This window comes from Shewanella sp. ISTPL2 (assembly GCF_013283205.1).
GTDB lineage: Bacteria > Pseudomonadota > Gammaproteobacteria > Enterobacterales > Shewanellaceae > Shewanella > Shewanella oncorhynchi.
Window position 1 is genome coordinate 2,793,954 of sequence record NZ_JAAPAV010000001.1, and the last position, 15,893, is coordinate 2,809,846.

Here is a 15,893-nt window from a genome sequence, read left to right on the forward strand (position 1 = left end):
TCCCATCACCTCTACAGTTTAAACCGCTCCACTGAGCTGGTGAGTGAATGGGCAAGCAGAGTGACTTCGTTGCTGCGTTTGGCCATGTCCATAGCTTCATTGGCATTTTGGTCTGCAGATTGTGCCGCCTCACTCATGCTCGACTCAATCCGCTGGCTGTAATCTAACTGCTCGTGGGCGGCGTGGGTGATCTCTAGACTCATTTTATTGAGGGTATGTAAGGTGCTTTCTATGTGAGCGATAGCATCCTGCAGGGTTTGGCTTTGTCCGACACACTCATTTGCTTGATTTTGCCCCGTAGTAATCGCATCGGCTGCCGTGGACGTTTCTTTTTGCAGGGCCGTGATCATGGTTTGAATTTCGGCGGTGGCGGCTTGGGTGCGTGAAGCAAGTGATCGCACTTCATCGGCCACGACGGCAAAACCACGACCATGTTCCCCCGCTCTGGCGGCTTCAATGGCGGCGTTCAGTGCCAGCAAATTGGTTTGTTCGGCAATGCTGCTAATGGTGGTTAAAATGCTGCCAATATTATCGCTTTGAATGCTCAAGCGAGACATGACTTCAACTGAGCTACTTAAACGGGCGCTCAGTTCGGCAATTTTATTGCGATTATCATCGGCAATTTGCTTCACTTGATTACCGTATTTCGAGGCTTGACTGATTTGTCTCGCCGACTCACTGGCCTGTTCTGTCACTAGATTTGAGCTAGTAAACATCTGTTCTGCCAAGGCTTTCGTTTCATCGACTCGACTGATTTGCGCCGTTGCGGCATTGGCGATGCGCTGGCCTTGCTCATTGGTTTGGGTGGCAGAGCTGTCCAATGAATGGGCATTTTGGCTGATATTGGTTAACAGCTTGGCAAGATCGTCACTCAAGGTATTCATGTTATCGATTAGGGCACCAAATTCATCGTTATGGCGTTTATGAATGCGTTTAGATAAATCCCCTCGAGCGATACTGGCAAGTGCGCCGTTCACTAAGGCCAAGGGATTGAGCATGGCCTTGGAGGTGAAGAAGGAGATAAAACTCACCATGATGATAAATACCAGTGCTAGTACAATCGCTAAGGTTTGACCCTGTTGAATATCATTACTGGCAATGGTTTGCAGGCTGGTAAATCGGCGGTCGGCTAAGTTGATTAACTTATCTAAGGCGAGATTATTCGCATTAAACTCTTTATCGGCATCGAGGTAATGTTGCTCTGCTTGTCGTTGTGCCTCAACTACGGCTTCCTGCACTTTATAAAGTTCGGCAGGCGCTGCGAGTAAGGTATTGATAATCGCATATTCTTGCTCGAATGTTTGCAGTAGGCCTAATGTATCAAGCCCATCTGTTTGTTGTTTTAAAAAGGTAAAGTTAGTGGTGAGGTTCCCCAGTAAAATACCGACATCCTGTTGGTGCGATTGAATAACATCCAAACTTTGAGTGTGGATCAGTTCCCCCATAGTGTTGGCTAGCGTATAGAGCATGTCGTCAATGCGAGTACCTGTGCCGACAATTTCTTCGAGTAAAGTGGGATTATCGGGGATGGAAAGAGTTTCGAGATCAATCATCGCATTACTGGCGTTGGTCTTGGCATGGTTAAAGCGCTCAAAGAGTTGCAGGTACTGCCGTTTTGCTTGTTCATTGGCGAGTTTAGCGCTAAACATGGCTTGGCTTTGCTGCAAATAGGCTTGGTATCTTGCCTGCGCTTCGTTTAGGGATGTTTGCATCTTAGGTTGATCTGCAACTCGCTCAATTAACTCATTTTCGATACTTTGATATTTCTTCTGCAGCGCGGTAAATGCTTGCTGACTTTTGGTTAAGGCGGCAGTGTCTTGCTGACTATGGGCTAGGGTGGCAAGGCGTGACATTTTTAATAGCACTAGTTGTAAGCTATTACTCTGCTTTTGCACGGGTACGGCTAAGGTTTCAATATTTTGATAGGCGGTTTGCACTTGGGAGAGTGAATAGTAGAAAAAGCTACTACCAGCGATGAGCAGCGCGCCAATTGCACTAAAACTAAAGATGATTTTTTGTTTTATGGTAAGCGTTAACATAGTGCGAAAACCTCTTCTATGACTGTCCCTGTAAAATGGGTTTATTAATGGTTAGATCGCTGTTTTCGTTGAAATATTGATTTAAGTGTAGCAGAGTTCGTCATAAGTACAGTGATTAGTTCAATTGAACGTTTAGATTTAATTTAGGTTAACTAATTGATTTTGTTATTTAAAATAATCTCAACCCTAGCTTAAAAAGGATTAAAGATGAAATCAGTCGTGTTAGGTGAAAACCTTATCGTACCGACAAAAATTCTCTGCATTGGGCGTAACTATGTTGAGCATATCCATGAATTAGGTAACGAAATTCCCGAGGATATGGTGGTATTTTTAAAGCCCAATTCGGCCATTTCGACTGTGCTTCATTCTGAGCATCAAGGGGAAACCTTGCATTATGAAACCGAGCTGTGTTTTATGTTTCAAAATGGCCGTTTCAGTAGCGTCGCCGTCGGTTTAGATCTCACAAAACGTGATTTGCAAACTAAGTTAAAAGCTAAGGGATTACCTTGGGAGCGAGCAAAAGCCTTCGATGGTGCTGCGTTATTCAGTCCGTTTGTGGCGATTGATGATGCAGAGGCACAGCTGCATTTCACCTTGAGTATCAACGATAACTTGGTCCAAGAGGGGCATATCGATTTAATGATTTACAAACCTCAGACCATATTGTCCGAGCTACAGGCATTTATCAGTCTCGATGAGGGCGATATTGTAATGACAGGCACGCCCAAGGGCGTGGGAAGCATTCCCGCTAAAAGTGTATTTAACGTCACGCTGAGCCGTGGCCTGCAAGCGAGTGCTGAACCCTTACTCGAATGGCAGTGGTTAAGTGTTTAGTGATAAATCGCTGAGTTGCTCGCATGATTGAACCTGATGACGTAAAAAAGACTGCTGTATTGCAGGTGTCAACTTGCCAGCCACTGCAACAATATTTGATTGCGTTAGGGGCGAGTCAAGCTGCTGTTGAACGTTACTTACCACAGTTTAAAGCGTTGAACGTGCCGGCGGGAGAGGTGCTTCTTGGCCAAGGAAATGAGCAGTCACAGGCATATTTTGTTGTGGATGGTATCGTGCGCGCTTGCCATTATACTCAGGAGGGCATAGAGCGCTGTAAAGAGTTTTATTTCGAGGGTGAACTGTGTTTTTTGTATGTCAGTTGGCTTAAGCAAATTCCCGCTCGTTACCAATTAGAAGCCTTAAGCGCCTGTAAACTTATCCAAATGCCGTTATCTGTGTTGGATGATACTTCGCTGCAGTCAGTGCAACTTGGGTTACTTAAACAGCAATTATTGTATAAAGAACAAAAGGAAGCCTTTTTACTGCTGCACACACCTGAGCAACGTTATCTGTATTTACGCGAACATTCACCACTTTGGCTTGAGCGGTTAAGCCAAGGTCAGCTAGCTAATTATATTGGCATTACGGCAATCAGTTTGTCGCGTATGCGTAGACGACTTCAAGACTCTCTTTAACGGTTTTTGCTCCCAGTTAACTTAAGTTAATGCGCTAAAGCGCGATTCCCATGATGCTGCGCCTTAAGTTGCGCTCTCAAGTCTATAAGGCTTTCAATCAGAGTGCGCATTATTGCTTAAAGCGAAGGAGCTTAATAAGTTGACTGCGTTTACTTTGTCTCAAGTTTTGGTGGCGATAGCCATTATCTTCGATCTGATTTCGTTTCAATTTAAGGCGCGGGAGCGGATAGTCGCCTGCCTTTTTGTGTCTGGCATCTTGATTTCAATTCATTTTTGTTTGCTGGAGCAATGGACTGCCGCAGGCTTAATGGGCATAGCCACAGTGCGTTATCTCATCAGTATTTTTACCACCTCAAAAGTAGCCCTATGGTGTTTCTCTATTGCTGCACTTGTGATGAGCATTGTGACCTTTAATGGGGTAACGACTGTGATCAGTTGTATAGGTACCTTGTTTCAAACCCGCGCCGCATTCTGTCAAAGGGATAAAGATCTCAGACTGCTTATGATAGTCGGAACCAGTTTTTGGCTCGTTCACAATGCCTTAGTGGGATCGCCTGTGGCAGTGTTAATGGAGGTACTCTTTATTGGCAGTAATTTGGTGGGCTATTATCGACACTATTTTCGTGGGCAGCTTAAGCAACTGCCGTGATCAGTTTAAATAATCTCATTGATAATTAGAGAGATATTTACTTCATAACGGCGAATTACAGTGACTGTTGTAATCGTCGCTTGGCCGTCGATGTGAGGCTAATGCCAGTGTGGGTTGGATCTGGAATGATTAGAGTCCCGCGACGGCTTCCATATCGAGTTCGATATCAGTGCAGCCCTTAGCACAGTAAATTCCTGCGGTTTGTTCTGCCTTTGCCTGCTCAGGCAATATGACTTTAAGTGTCTGTTTACAGCTAGGACATTGCACTGGCTTACCTTTAAATACCCGTTTAATCAGATTTTTCTGTTCATTAAACGAGGTTGCTGTGGTTTGGTTTAACACGGCAAAGGGGCTAGTAGAAGCAGTTGTCATCGGTTGGCAGATCCTTAGGCTTGATAAAGTATTATCACGAGAGTGTCATCGCGAATAGCGAGATTATAGCCTGAGTTGCGCTGTTATTGAAAAGCCTCAATGTAAGCTCATGCTTAACCCATCGACCAGTGGTATTAATAGTCAATTAACGTATCGGCCATCACATGTGATGGCCGACATTGTGCGATGAACGATTAGAGGGAGCTTTGCCAAGTCGATGGGCGAGAGTAACGTGCGCCATCTTTGACTCTGGCGCGGATGTGTTTGACATCATTAAGCTTGAAAGCTTGGCGGTAGCTTAGCCAAGGTCCTGAGTCGAGTTGGTATTCCAACTCGGCATTGGGATATAAGCTATTGAGCACTAACTGCTGATGTTCAACACGTATTCCAGGCGGTGCTATGCGATAGAAAACTCCCGCTTTTGCTAACTTAGGTTGCACTTTATTGGCGTAAACCGCGGCGAAGGTTTGCCAATCCTGTTTGAGCACTTGCTCGGCTTGGCCATTGAGTTGGCGGGCAAAATGTTGAGTTTGCTGACTATATATTTTACCTTGATAATCATAGGCTAATTCCCATGGAGCCTTATGCCATGCCCGTTCGGCGAGGGCGACCATGCGCGGGAATAACATGTATTCTGCTTGCTCGTCCGATTGCACCATTTCGCTCCAAAGATGTCCCTGCAAGCCGTAAAAACCGTGTCCCGGTTTGAGCTGGCTGCGGCTATCGTCCGACACAAATGGCTGATTTAAGCTATTGTGCCAGCGCTCGGCATGGGCGGGCAGATTATCGGGCATAAAGCTAAACACCTTAAAACTGTCTATTGCCCTCGAGGCCCAATGATTGCCGCGCTCATCTGGATGGCTAGCGTAGGGGAAATCGAAATAGGTGACTTCTGGCGTTGAGATAACGACCTTCCAGCCAAGATTTGCTTGCTTATGGGCGATTTGATGGCCGTTGTTTGAAATCTGCGACCAAGCGTTAGATTGCACTTGGGCGGGCATGTTTTCGGGACGCACTTCACCCATACCATCATTCCAACCAGCGGCAATAATCCCTTTCTCCGCCAGCATATTAGCAACGCGTTCGATAAAGTAACCATTGAGCGAATGCAGTCCGGTTAACTCATCGGCTTTTTGTTTTTTCATTGCGATACACGCAGGGGATTCTACCCAAGCGCCTGCGGTTTCATCGGCGCCTATGTGGTAATGCACTAAAGGAATGCCTACGGCTTGGTGCATCTTTTTAACTTCATCAATCACAGTATCAATAAAGTGATAGGTACTCGGCAGACACACATTGAGTGTGTTGTCGTGGTAATACTGAATCGACGAATATTGGGTTTTATCTGCAAATTCAGTCAGTAAAAACTCCTCCGCCTTATCTTTGTCTCCCTTGGCGAGGTAATGGTGATAACGCGCCTCCATGGATTTTATTGCGGCGCGTGAATGCCCCGGCATGTCCAGTGAAGGGATCACTTCGATATGGTGAGCATCAGCTAGTTGTAATATTTCTTGGTATTGCGCCACGGTTAAGTAGCCATCGACGGGATTTACGTCCGCTATGCCGCTGCCCAGTTGTGGCAATAAACAGGTTTTCTCGGTTAAATCGAAACAGCGTTTTGCACCCACATCGGTCAGTTCAGGTAAGCCGGGGATGGCTAAACGCCAGCCTTCATCGTCGGCTAAGTGCAAATGCAGCTTATTGATTTTATAGGCGGCGAGCTGTGGGATAATGCGTTTAATAAAATCGAGCGAGTGGAAGTTACGGGCTAAATCGATATGCAGGCCGCGAAAGGCGTAGCGAGGTTGGTCTTGGATCTCGATGGCGACGAGTTGATCGTCACTTAAACTGATCAACCCAGCTAGGCTTTGTAGGCCATAGAAGAGTCCTGCTTCACTGCCCGCTCGAATACTGATTTGCTCAGCCGTTATGGTTAACCGATAGGCTTCGCTGCTTTTAATTTCACTATCATGGGCTCCAGTGCTTGCAACTTTAGGTGCTTGAGTATCGAGTTGCAATAATAGCGGCGTGCCTTTGTCCTTGGCCGAAAAGCCTAAAGAATCGAGGTAATCAAATGCCGCCTGCCGTCCCTTAAAATCGACAGTTGCAGCCGTGAGTCGATAACCTTTAGCAAGGGATAAAGGCGCTGAGTTTAGGCTTTGGCTATGAAGTGGCGTGGGGATGAGTTTGCCGCTAATGTCAGGTGCTTTGTCTGCGGCTAAGGCTTGATATTGCTCTGCTAAATACTTGCCATCGGCAAAGGGGGTTGCATCGTTTTTTGCCAGTAAGAATTGTTTCTCTGCATTAAAGGGCGCCAGGTAGTCTTGCTCGGCTAAACCTGTTTCTTTATCGCGCCTTGTTTGAGTGCTCTTTATGATCTGCGCCTTATCGCCCATAGCGACAAAGAAGTTTGGCATAAACTCGGAACGGGTGATTTGGCTACCTTTGCTATAAAACTCAATATGATAAACTTGATTGGCGACGAAGCCCTTAAAGCTGGCTTTAGGAGTGATTTTATGTAAATCGCCATTGATATGCTCAATGCTAAAGTCACCCGCATCGACGAAATAAACGGGCGATAATTGGCTGAAATAAATTTGCCAGTCGCCATGATTTAGCTCTTCGCTGGATAACTTGTCGTTGGATAACTGAGTGGGCAGGGTTAGCTCAATGGCGGAGCGATAGCATTGGGCTTCTTTAGCGGGACAGGTTTCAAGATAACTAGCGGTTAGCTGATAATTTAATTGGAGCTTATCGGCCAATTGATTCAGCGCGACATGATTTGCCTCCTGCACAGCATTGGCGGCCAGTACTGATGGCATAACAAGTATTGAAAGCACCGACGCCACGGGAAGCACTGCCATCACGCCGCTGACTAAGGCCGTCTTAATCCTCTGCCACTGTATTTTCCCTTTCTGTGTTATTTGTCCTTTCACTTAGCTGAGTCCTTTTGTTGTAAAAACCACTGCGCGGCACCTATGAGGGCTGCATTGTGATGTTGGCTGGCTGAAATCGTCAAGTCTGTCAGTTGCGGGCCATAGACTAAACTTTGCAATTTCTGTTTAAGCGCTTCAATAAAAAAGGGAAAGCTTTGGCTGACTGAGCCGCCAAGGATGATATCTTTGGGATCGTATACTAGTAAGGTTTGGGCGATCATGTGCGCCAAGTGTTCGCCAAAATGGGCGAAGGCTTGTAGCGCTTGGCTGTCACCTTCACAGGCTTTTTGGTACAAATGCTCACCACTCATGTGATGATGAGTGGTGAAGTATTGCCCCGAGCAGTAGTGCTCAATAATGCCATCACGATAACTCAAACTACCTATTTCACCTGCGGCGCAATGTTTACCCGAATACAGCTGACCATTAAAAATCACCCCAGCGCCTACGCCAGTGCCTAAGGTAATCCCGAGCATGTCTTGATTGTGATTGAGTACAGCTTCGCCGAGGGCAAACAGGTTAGCGTCATTATTCACAACAACATCCATTTCAAAGGTATTTTTAAGCTGCTGGGCTAACCGCGTTGCCGTTAGTGCTGGGATGTTGAGCACTTCGAGTAAAGTGCCGCTGTGCATATCCACCATACCGGGTATCCCGATGGAAATACCACAGGTTTCAGATGTGAGGTGGCTGTGGATACAGGTCACGAGGAAATCGAATAATTGTTCAAAATTGCCATCTGCGGGAACAGGATACCGCCAAGTGTCGAGTAAGGTTTTACCTTCCACCTGTGCCAACATCAGTTTAGTTCCCCCAAGATCTAAACATAGGACGCTCATAATAGCTTGTTGCCTCTCGTGTTGTTTGTTGCCATAGGAACGGCATCCTTTGATGCCGCTTTCGCTGAGAACAGGGTAGTGTTTTTAATCAAGGGACGAGCCGTTAGGGCCACATAACCTATGTAAGCCATAGGGATTAACAGCACTAACATCCCGAGCCGTAACTCGCCGGATAGCTCGCTGATAACACCAATGATCGGCGAGATAAACGCGCCGCCGATAATGCCGGTACAGAGAATGCCGGCGAATGATCCATGATCTTGAGTGCGCGAATTGAGCGCCAACGAGAAGATCACCGACCACATGATAGAAATGAAAAAGCCAACCAATGGGAAACAAATTAATGCTAGTTGGCTCGGTCCCCATATCGCCACCAGAAAACAAACCAGTGAACTAAGGGAAAAACTGAGCAGCAAGATCTGACTGTCGATAAGTTTAAGTAGCAGTAAACCGAGTAGGCAGCCGAGCGTCATGTAAAACCAAAAATCGCTAACCACATTGGCGCCGACACTTAAGGTGTCAAGACCATAATATTGCAGCAAAAAGACTGAGATACTGTTAGCAAGCCCTTGCTCAAGCGCAACGTAGGCGGCGATAGCGAAGAAGAATTTAAAAACGGTTTTATCTTTGAAAAGGCGTAAATGGGTCTCGAGGGCACCTACCGACTCATCTGCCAGTTTATTCACTTTGGGCATCTTCACTAGGCTGGCAAAGAGCACCATGGCGAGCGCGACCACGGCGAATAACCAATACATGGCGAGCCAACTCATGTTCTCGGGCAATAGCTGTTGCACATAGTTGGCTGATGCAACACTGGCTTGATCTAAGGCGACAAAATGCTGATACACCAGCGGCGCTAAGGTCGCGGCGCCGCCAAAGGCAAGTTGGGCCAGTACGGAGAAAAAGGCAAAATGCTCTGGCCCCGCAGCTTGTCGCAATAAGGGATTCACTGCTACCTGCAATAAACTCATGCCAGTGCCAATACAAAACAGGCTAAACATGGCGATGCTAAAGGTGGGCAGACACACAAAAGTCACGGCGCCGATAAACGCGAGGCTAAAGGCTAAGATGATCACCCGCTTTTCACCGTACTTGTCCACCAAAATCCCCGCAGGAATCGATGTCACGCCGTAGGCGATAAAAAACGCAAAGGGAAATAACCCCGCCAACGTCAGGCCGATAGCATAACTGTCAATTAACGCAGGGAAAATCGGCCCCATGCTGTTGGTCATCAAGGAAATCACAAAGAAAGTGCAGAGAACAAACAGAATGATGAGTTTGTGTTTCATGTGCTTAGCCAATTGAATTAAGTGAAATTCATTGTGGCTTGACGCTCGCCTTGGTGGTGATACGAATGGTGCCTCTGTCGATACTTTTCTCACATAGTCAAATCGTGTTTGCGCTGATTGGGCTGATTTACATCAGGTGCTGTAAATACTTGCTGTAGATAGTGGGCAGCAGATAGCTGCTGCGGATGAGCATAGAGAAAACCATGTTTTAGCCTCTGCTGATAACCTATTTACTTGTAAAATAGTTACCTTTAATTAACATTGGATAGAATAGTATTGGAGTGGCGGATTTTAGTATCACTGCAAGGCTGACTTGCTATAGACAATAGTGCGCGAAGGCACAGCTATTTCGCCGCGCTGATAGGTCAAGGCTGGCATTAAAAATAAGGTCTAAGTAATTGAATAATTTAACAGGTTGGCATAACGGCTAGCTTGAGTGAATGGCGTTGAACTATAAGAGCTGATTGAAGCTAAGGTAAAGGAATGAGCAACTGGAGTTTAATGGATGAAACCTCTGTGTGAAAAAGTGATCCCCGATGAAAACAGTTCTTGGCGTTACTTTCGTTATGAATGGGAGCACATGGATCTCAATTGGCATTATCACCCCGAGTACGAAATCTGCTTAACCCTCAACAGTTATGGTATGCGTTATGTGGGCGACCATATTGCCCGTTATGGCGATTATGATTTAGTGATCATAGGCCCAGATATGCCCCACGGCTGGCAATCCGAGGCGAACCTTGGTGTTTCAACTGACGAGATATCAAATGGCAACGCGCTAAAAGACGGCACTTCGAATGCGAGGGTGCAGGAAGTCGTTTATGTGGCACAAATTCCAGCGGTCTGGCTACACCAAATTGTGAATGAGCAACGTGAGTTAGCGTCTTTGCATTCACTTTTGACCCATGCCAAACGAGGTGTGTTGTTTAGTGAGGAAACGGCGCGTAAGGCCCATAGTGTGTTTATCGCGATGGAGACGGCCAATCCTTTTAGACGCTATATTTTGTTATTGGAATTATTAGCGTTATTACAACAGGATAGTCAGCAAGAACTCTTGTCGAGCACCTTGTTTACCCACGGTAGTAAACTCGACTTTACCGTGAAAAAGCTCGATAAAGTGATTGAGCATATTTATGACAATTACACTCAGGCCTTGTCGGCACAGGATTTGGCAAAGTTAGCGCACATGAGCACCAATCATTTCCATCGATTCTTTAAAAAACGCACCGAGAAAACCTTAACTGAGTTTATCAATCAACTCAGGATAGCTAAGGCGTGCAAGTTACTGCTGTCAAATCAAAGTCCGATATCAACCATCAGCGATCAGTGTGGTTTCAACAACTTATCTAATTTTAATCGGCGTTTCATTCAATTTAAAGGTGTCACGCCGAGTCGTTTTCGTCAGTGCTTTAGCAGTAAACAAAGGGCAATTTAACCATTCTTATCACGGATGCTTAGGCTGAAAATACTGCTCCACTAAGGTTTGGCTGTAGCGTATCGCTTGCGCCGTGATCTCCGCTGAAATCGGCTCAAATGGGCGCTTCAGTTTTGGGTCGCGGTAATCCATTCCCGCTAACAGCGCATACCAAGAAGGGCGAAAGTAGGCGAGTTGCTGATCGTATTGGTAAAGCAGTAAATCAAAGTCTTCCCCTTGATACCAAGCTTGCAATAGTTGCGTCAGCCTTTGGGAAATGGTGACTTTTCTCGCCGCCAACCAATAGGGTTCGCTGCGCTGGCTGGTGACATAATGGGCCTGAATATAATCCTTTATGCCGAGCACTAACTGCATGACCGCCTGATTGAGTGTTTGTCGACTTAAGGTCTCTGCCTGCTTATTCAATTGATAGCGCTCGAATAACGACATAAATTTTTCAAGGGTAAATTGGGTCATCATGATCGACGTGGCTTCGAGTGGTTCGATAAAACTTTGCGCGAGTCCTATCGCCAAAACATTGTTGTGCCAAGCCTTGTCACTGACACCGACCCGCATCTTGAGAAACCGTACTTGGGTTGATTCAGGCAGATTAACACTGTGCAACAATTCCTTGGCTGCGGCATTGGCACTGAGGTGGCGACTGCTATAAACATAGCCATTGCCAAGCCTGTGGGTAAGGGGGATTTGCCATAGCCAGCCCGCACTGAGCGCCGTGGCGCGGGTATGGTACTTGGCTTGCTGTGCTTGGGTTTGCAATGCATGGTTTTGTAGATCATGGGTTTGCTGTGTTTGAGCGGAGTCCATTAATGCAGGTACAGGAACAGGTACAGTGACTGCGCTGTCGTTGGGCAGTTCATTGGCGAAGGATTGAAAGGGTACGCCTAGGGTTTTATGAATTAACTTAGCGCTAAAGCCGCTGGCATCGATAAAAAAGTCGGCGTTAAGTCGTTCGCCATTCGCCAGCATTAAGGCGTCTATATGTTGGTTTTGGGTTGTTGAAACTTCAATGACATCGCCGATGAGGTGTTTTACGCCGCGTTGGCAGGCATAATCTTTTAAGTAATTGGCCAGCTCAGTGGCATCGAAGTGATAGCCGTATTCGTTAGCGCAGGGCATTGTTTTATTCGGCCTTGGGCTGAGATTGTGCTTGGCCAATACGCCGCTGGAGAAAAATGCATCGGGTTTAACGGCATTCCCATGCCCTCGGCGTCTTGCATTGGCGTTGATAAAGAAAACTTCAGCGGGTTTCACATCCATTTGACAATAGAAGGGGTGAAAGTATTGCTGCCCGTCCCCATTCCAGTTGATGAAATCGATGCCAGTTTTATAGCTGGCGTGGCATTGTTCCATCCAATCTTTTTCGCTAATGCCTAAGTTGTCCATAAAGCGTTTTAAGTGTGGAGTTGAACCTTCACCAACGCCTATGGTGCCTATGTTGTCCGATTCCAGTAAACAGAGCTCAATGGCGGCAAATACGGGGTTATTCGCGAGGGCGGCCGCTGCCATCCAGCCTGCGGTGCCGCCGCCTAAGATAATGATTTTTCTGATTGCTTGCTTCACTTTCATGATTTATACCCTCTGCATTACCAACGCAAAAAGCCGACCCTAAGGTCGGCTATGCTGTGACTCAAGTTCAAAATTTGTAGCTGGCACCGACGAAATAACGTGAACCAAATTCGATGGTATTTTGGGTTAATCCGTATTTAACATCATAGGATTGCACCACTTCATTGGTTAAGTTAACCCCTTCGAGTGAGATATCTAAGTTCTCCATTGCATGCCAAATAATCGAGGCATCCACTTGTTGATAGCTGTCGTTTAACACGTTTTGAATATTACCTACGCCTAAGTATTCTGAACGCCAGTTATAGGCGATACGGGCGCTGAACAGATCATCTTCGTAGAAGAGTGAACCGTTGAAGGAGTTTTCTGATACGCCTTCAATCATCTGCTCGGTGCCATCAGGGCGAGTGCTTTTACTGTCAACATAGGTGTAGTTGGTTAAGAAGCCAAAACCGCTTTCAAAGTTATGTTGTAGCTGGATTTCAAGCCCAGTAACAGAGCCGCTACCGCCGTTGGCTGGGGCTGTGACACGGCATTTATTCCACTCGGATTCTGACGCGCCGCAACCTTCAATGTACTGAGTCGACTCAGTGACAAATACTACGTTATCAATATCTTTGTAGAACAATGCTGCCGACAGCATAGAAGATTCAGTGAAGTACCATTCGATGCCAAGGTCGGCTTGGTTTGCCTTATAGGGTTTTAAATTTGGATTACCGCCGGTCGCAGTACCAAAGTTTTTCGCTATGGCTAAACCTGGTTTGAGGTCGCTGTAGTTGTTACGCGCCATCACGGCAGAGGCCGAGGCACGTAGGATTAGATCTTCTTGTAGATCGAAGGCGACGTTGATACTCGGTAACCAATTATCGTAATTAACGGATTCATTGTAGGGTTTGCCATCGGCAAAACCGGTTGAGGTTTGGTCTGTGTTAACGTAACGCAAACCAAAGTTACCACGATAGAATTCGCCGCTGAAATCCGCTTGGGCGTACAGGGCCAACATATCCTCTTCGACAGTGAAGGTGTTACCGAGATCGGCGACTTCCACTAACTCGCCATTGGCGTATTTCTCGCTGATAAACGCCCACCATTTGTCTTCATCTAACTTGGCATAAGAATCGAGTACATTGCCGCCGCTCTGGGAATGCAGGCCAGACAGTACGCCATCGCTCCAGTTGGCTAGGTTGCCATTAGGCACGAAACCTAAGATTTCTGCGGGGTTACGGTTGAAGGCATTGCGCTCGAAATCACTGGTGTTGTACTTAATCCCGACCGCAATTTTATTAATAAAATCATGATCGAGTTGATATTCGAAGTCAGACTGCGCGTAGGTGACTTTATGATCTTGCACTGTGGTTTCGTAGTTGGCTTCCTGCGCATGCTTGAACTGGCTAGCATCGTTGGCATCTAGGCTCGTGAGCACCACTTGATAGGGACCTGTGGCATCGTAACTAAAGCCACCATCGACACTGCCTTGACCATTAGGGAAGGCGGGATCGCCAATTTTGCCGCCTTGGTCCGTCGCAGGGATCCACCAAGAAGATGAGCCGCCTTGGGTGCCGCCATCTGAGGTCGATTGGCCAATGACGCCGCTAAGGGTGAAACTGTCCCCGACGTATTTTCCGGTTAAGTTGAGTACGTCAGATTTCATATTGACCGCGTGGCGCACCACAGGGTTATAAATAATCGACGCATACGCCGGCAGAATCGTTGCCGATGCTGTGCCGCCTTGGGCATTGTTCACTACGTTGGTGGAGCCTGAACCGCGGGCGCCAACGGTTAAGAAGTTGTGGTTTACGTGGGGGATATCGAGTTCAAAATTAAAGTAATCTAAGGTGAACTCTGTTTTTTCAGTCGGTGCAAATTGCAGTGTAACTTGGGCACTGGTCCTTTCACGTTCGGCCCTAAATGCTTGTGAGCCAATCCCCCACGCCCCGACAGTTGATTCTTGGTTTTGTGCAGGATCAGCGGAAAAGTACTCATAGTAACCGCTGAGCGATTCTAATACATGCCGACCACTGGTGAGTTTTTCTACTGAGTAAGCGCCTAAAATACCAAATTTTTCATCGTCATTTTTCCAGCTTCCGACGAAAGATCCACTCGGATCTGTTTCATCGTACAGGCTGCTTTGGCTCAACTCACCCGCCACTTGATAAGTGTGAGCATCGAGATCTAAGGGCTTACGGGTTTTGAGATCGACAGTGCCGCCCAGCGCACCTTCTTCAAGGCTAGCGGTTGGCGTTTTGTGGACTTCAACCGCACTGACTTGCTCGGCTGACAATAATTCCATGTTGAAGGTACGAGTGGCAGGACCAAGATCATACCAAGAGGTGCTCGCAACGGTTTGACCGTTCAGCAAAATACGACTCTGTTCTGGCGCTGTACCACGAATGGTGACCCCACTCACTTCACCGTATTGCCTATCGACCGTCACCCCAGAAATTCGCTGCAGCGCATCACCGATATTTTTATCGGGAAACTTACCGATATCTTCCGAGGTGATAGCATCGACCGTGGAGTCGGCGAAGCGTTTGGTATTCATTGAGGCTTCAATCGAGCGACGTATGCCGCGTACTTGGATCACCTCAATATTTTCTGCGGTTGCCTCTTGTTGCTCCGCCGCGATTGCGGTTGAGCTCATCCCGAACAAGGCGTTAGCGATACATAATGCGAGCAAAGAGCTCTTAAATAGTTGACCTTCTGACATGTTATTGCATCCCTGTAGTACTTTTGTGTTGTTTTTTTCTCCAGTTAACTTACCTGTTATCGAATTGTTGATGCGGTACTTTTCACACTAGGATTGGTATTTTTCTATTGTCTTTGAAGCCTTGGGTAAGGGGGATAGTTAATACCAATCGTATTAAATATCTGTTCATTCAGCGGGAATTCAACGCGCTTTAGACAAGGCGAAGGCTTGAAGGCATAGTGGTGCTCTGTCGAAAGCCTTAAACGCAGTATAAAGCGCGTTGAAACCCGCCCTTTGGTAGCCACACAGGCATCCCACTCCGGTGTTGCATTGACTTAAAAGGGAATGACCATTTCTGCGTCAATGCGCCTTGGATTGAAATGCCTGTGAGGCTCTGAACTGATTAGATATTTAATGTGATTGGTATAACTGGTGCAAAGGCAGGATTTATCGACTTAGCGTAGAAAAGTATGGCTTGTTGCTAGGATGGTATAACTAATGCCGGCGGGATTACTCACTATAGATAAGCTAAACGGATGAGTGAACTCGCTGTCTACAGGTTATGAATTAACCAGTGCGTAAAGAGAACTAACTTATTCATCTTTAAACATTATTT

12 protein-coding genes are annotated in these 15,893 nt (G+C 46.6%); 4 read left to right on the forward strand and 8 right to left on the reverse strand.

The window, feature by feature from the left end; genetic code table 11:
- Window positions 1-11: 11 nt before the first annotated feature.
- Window positions 12-2,039 carry a methyl-accepting chemotaxis protein gene (locus HUB64_RS12280; RefSeq protein WP_173497082.1) on the reverse strand — a complete coding sequence of 676 codons (2,028 nt, stop codon included), beginning with the start codon at window positions 2,037-2,039 and terminating at the stop codon, window positions 12-14.
- A gap of 207 nt (window positions 2,040-2,246) precedes the next feature.
- Between HUB64_RS12280 and HUB64_RS12285 the strand changes: the two genes are divergently transcribed.
- The 3 genes from HUB64_RS12285 to HUB64_RS12295 all read left to right on the forward strand — a co-directional run bounded on the left by HUB64_RS12285 (window position 2,247) and on the right by HUB64_RS12295 (window position 4,157).
- A complete protein-coding gene (locus HUB64_RS12285) occupies window positions 2,247-2,873 on the forward strand; it encodes a fumarylacetoacetate hydrolase family protein (protein ID WP_131525338.1) in 627 nt (208 codons plus the stop codon).
- Between the two features lie 23 nt (window positions 2,874-2,896).
- On the forward strand, window positions 2,897-3,508 hold the full coding sequence (locus HUB64_RS12290; RefSeq protein ID WP_173497083.1) for a Crp/Fnr family transcriptional regulator: 612 nt from the start codon (window positions 2,897-2,899) through the stop codon (window positions 3,506-3,508).
- Window positions 3,509-3,647: 139 nt separating this feature from the next.
- Window positions 3,648-4,157, forward strand: coding sequence for a YgjV family protein (locus HUB64_RS12295; protein ID WP_173497084.1), 510 nt, complete (start codon window positions 3,648-3,650; stop codon window positions 4,155-4,157).
- 129 nt (window positions 4,158-4,286) lie between these two features.
- Here the strand turns inward: HUB64_RS12295 and HUB64_RS12300 are convergent, their stop codons facing one another.
- From HUB64_RS12300 to HUB64_RS12315, 4 genes are all read right to left on the reverse strand, one after another.
- Window positions 4,287-4,529: a hypothetical protein gene (locus HUB64_RS12300; protein ID WP_173497085.1), complete on the reverse strand. Its 243-nt coding sequence runs from the start codon at window positions 4,527-4,529 to the stop codon at window positions 4,287-4,289.
- 194 nt (window positions 4,530-4,723) lie between these two features.
- Complete coding sequence (locus HUB64_RS12305; RefSeq protein WP_173497086.1) at window positions 4,724-7,465, reverse strand: family 20 glycosylhydrolase; 2,742 nt, start codon at window positions 7,463-7,465, stop codon at window positions 4,724-4,726.
- Window positions 7,462-8,304 (reverse strand): ROK family protein, encoded by an 843-nt coding sequence (locus tag HUB64_RS12310; protein ID WP_173497087.1) that lies wholly within the window; start codon window positions 8,302-8,304, stop codon window positions 7,462-7,464. The genes HUB64_RS12305 and HUB64_RS12310 overlap by 4 nt, the downstream gene beginning before the upstream one ends.
- Window positions 8,301-9,593 (reverse strand): MFS transporter, encoded by a 1,293-nt coding sequence (locus HUB64_RS12315; RefSeq protein WP_173497088.1) that lies wholly within the window; start codon window positions 9,591-9,593, stop codon window positions 8,301-8,303. The genes HUB64_RS12310 and HUB64_RS12315 overlap by 4 nt, the downstream gene beginning before the upstream one ends.
- A 505-nt stretch (window positions 9,594-10,098) precedes the next feature.
- Here HUB64_RS12315 and HUB64_RS12320 point away from each other — a divergent pair.
- Window positions 10,099-11,028 carry an AraC family transcriptional regulator gene (locus tag HUB64_RS12320; RefSeq protein ID WP_173245916.1) on the forward strand — a complete coding sequence of 310 codons (930 nt, stop codon included), beginning with the start codon at window positions 10,099-10,101 and terminating at the stop codon, window positions 11,026-11,028.
- 9 nt (window positions 11,029-11,037) lie between these two features.
- Here the strand turns inward: HUB64_RS12320 and HUB64_RS12325 are convergent, their stop codons facing one another.
- From HUB64_RS12325 to HUB64_RS23400, 3 genes are all read right to left on the reverse strand, one after another.
- Window positions 11,038-12,594: a tryptophan halogenase family protein gene (locus tag HUB64_RS12325; RefSeq protein WP_173245913.1), complete on the reverse strand. Its 1,557-nt coding sequence runs from the start codon at window positions 12,592-12,594 to the stop codon at window positions 11,038-11,040.
- 67 nt (window positions 12,595-12,661) lie between these two features.
- Window positions 12,662-15,298 carry a TonB-dependent receptor gene (locus HUB64_RS12330; protein WP_173497089.1) on the reverse strand — a complete coding sequence of 879 codons (2,637 nt, stop codon included), beginning with the start codon at window positions 15,296-15,298 and terminating at the stop codon, window positions 12,662-12,664.
- Between the two features lie 104 nt (window positions 15,299-15,402).
- Window positions 15,403-15,582 carry a hypothetical protein gene (locus HUB64_RS23400; protein WP_309247079.1) on the reverse strand — a complete coding sequence of 60 codons (180 nt, stop codon included), beginning with the start codon at window positions 15,580-15,582 and terminating at the stop codon, window positions 15,403-15,405.
- Window positions 15,583-15,893 lie beyond the last annotated feature (311 nt).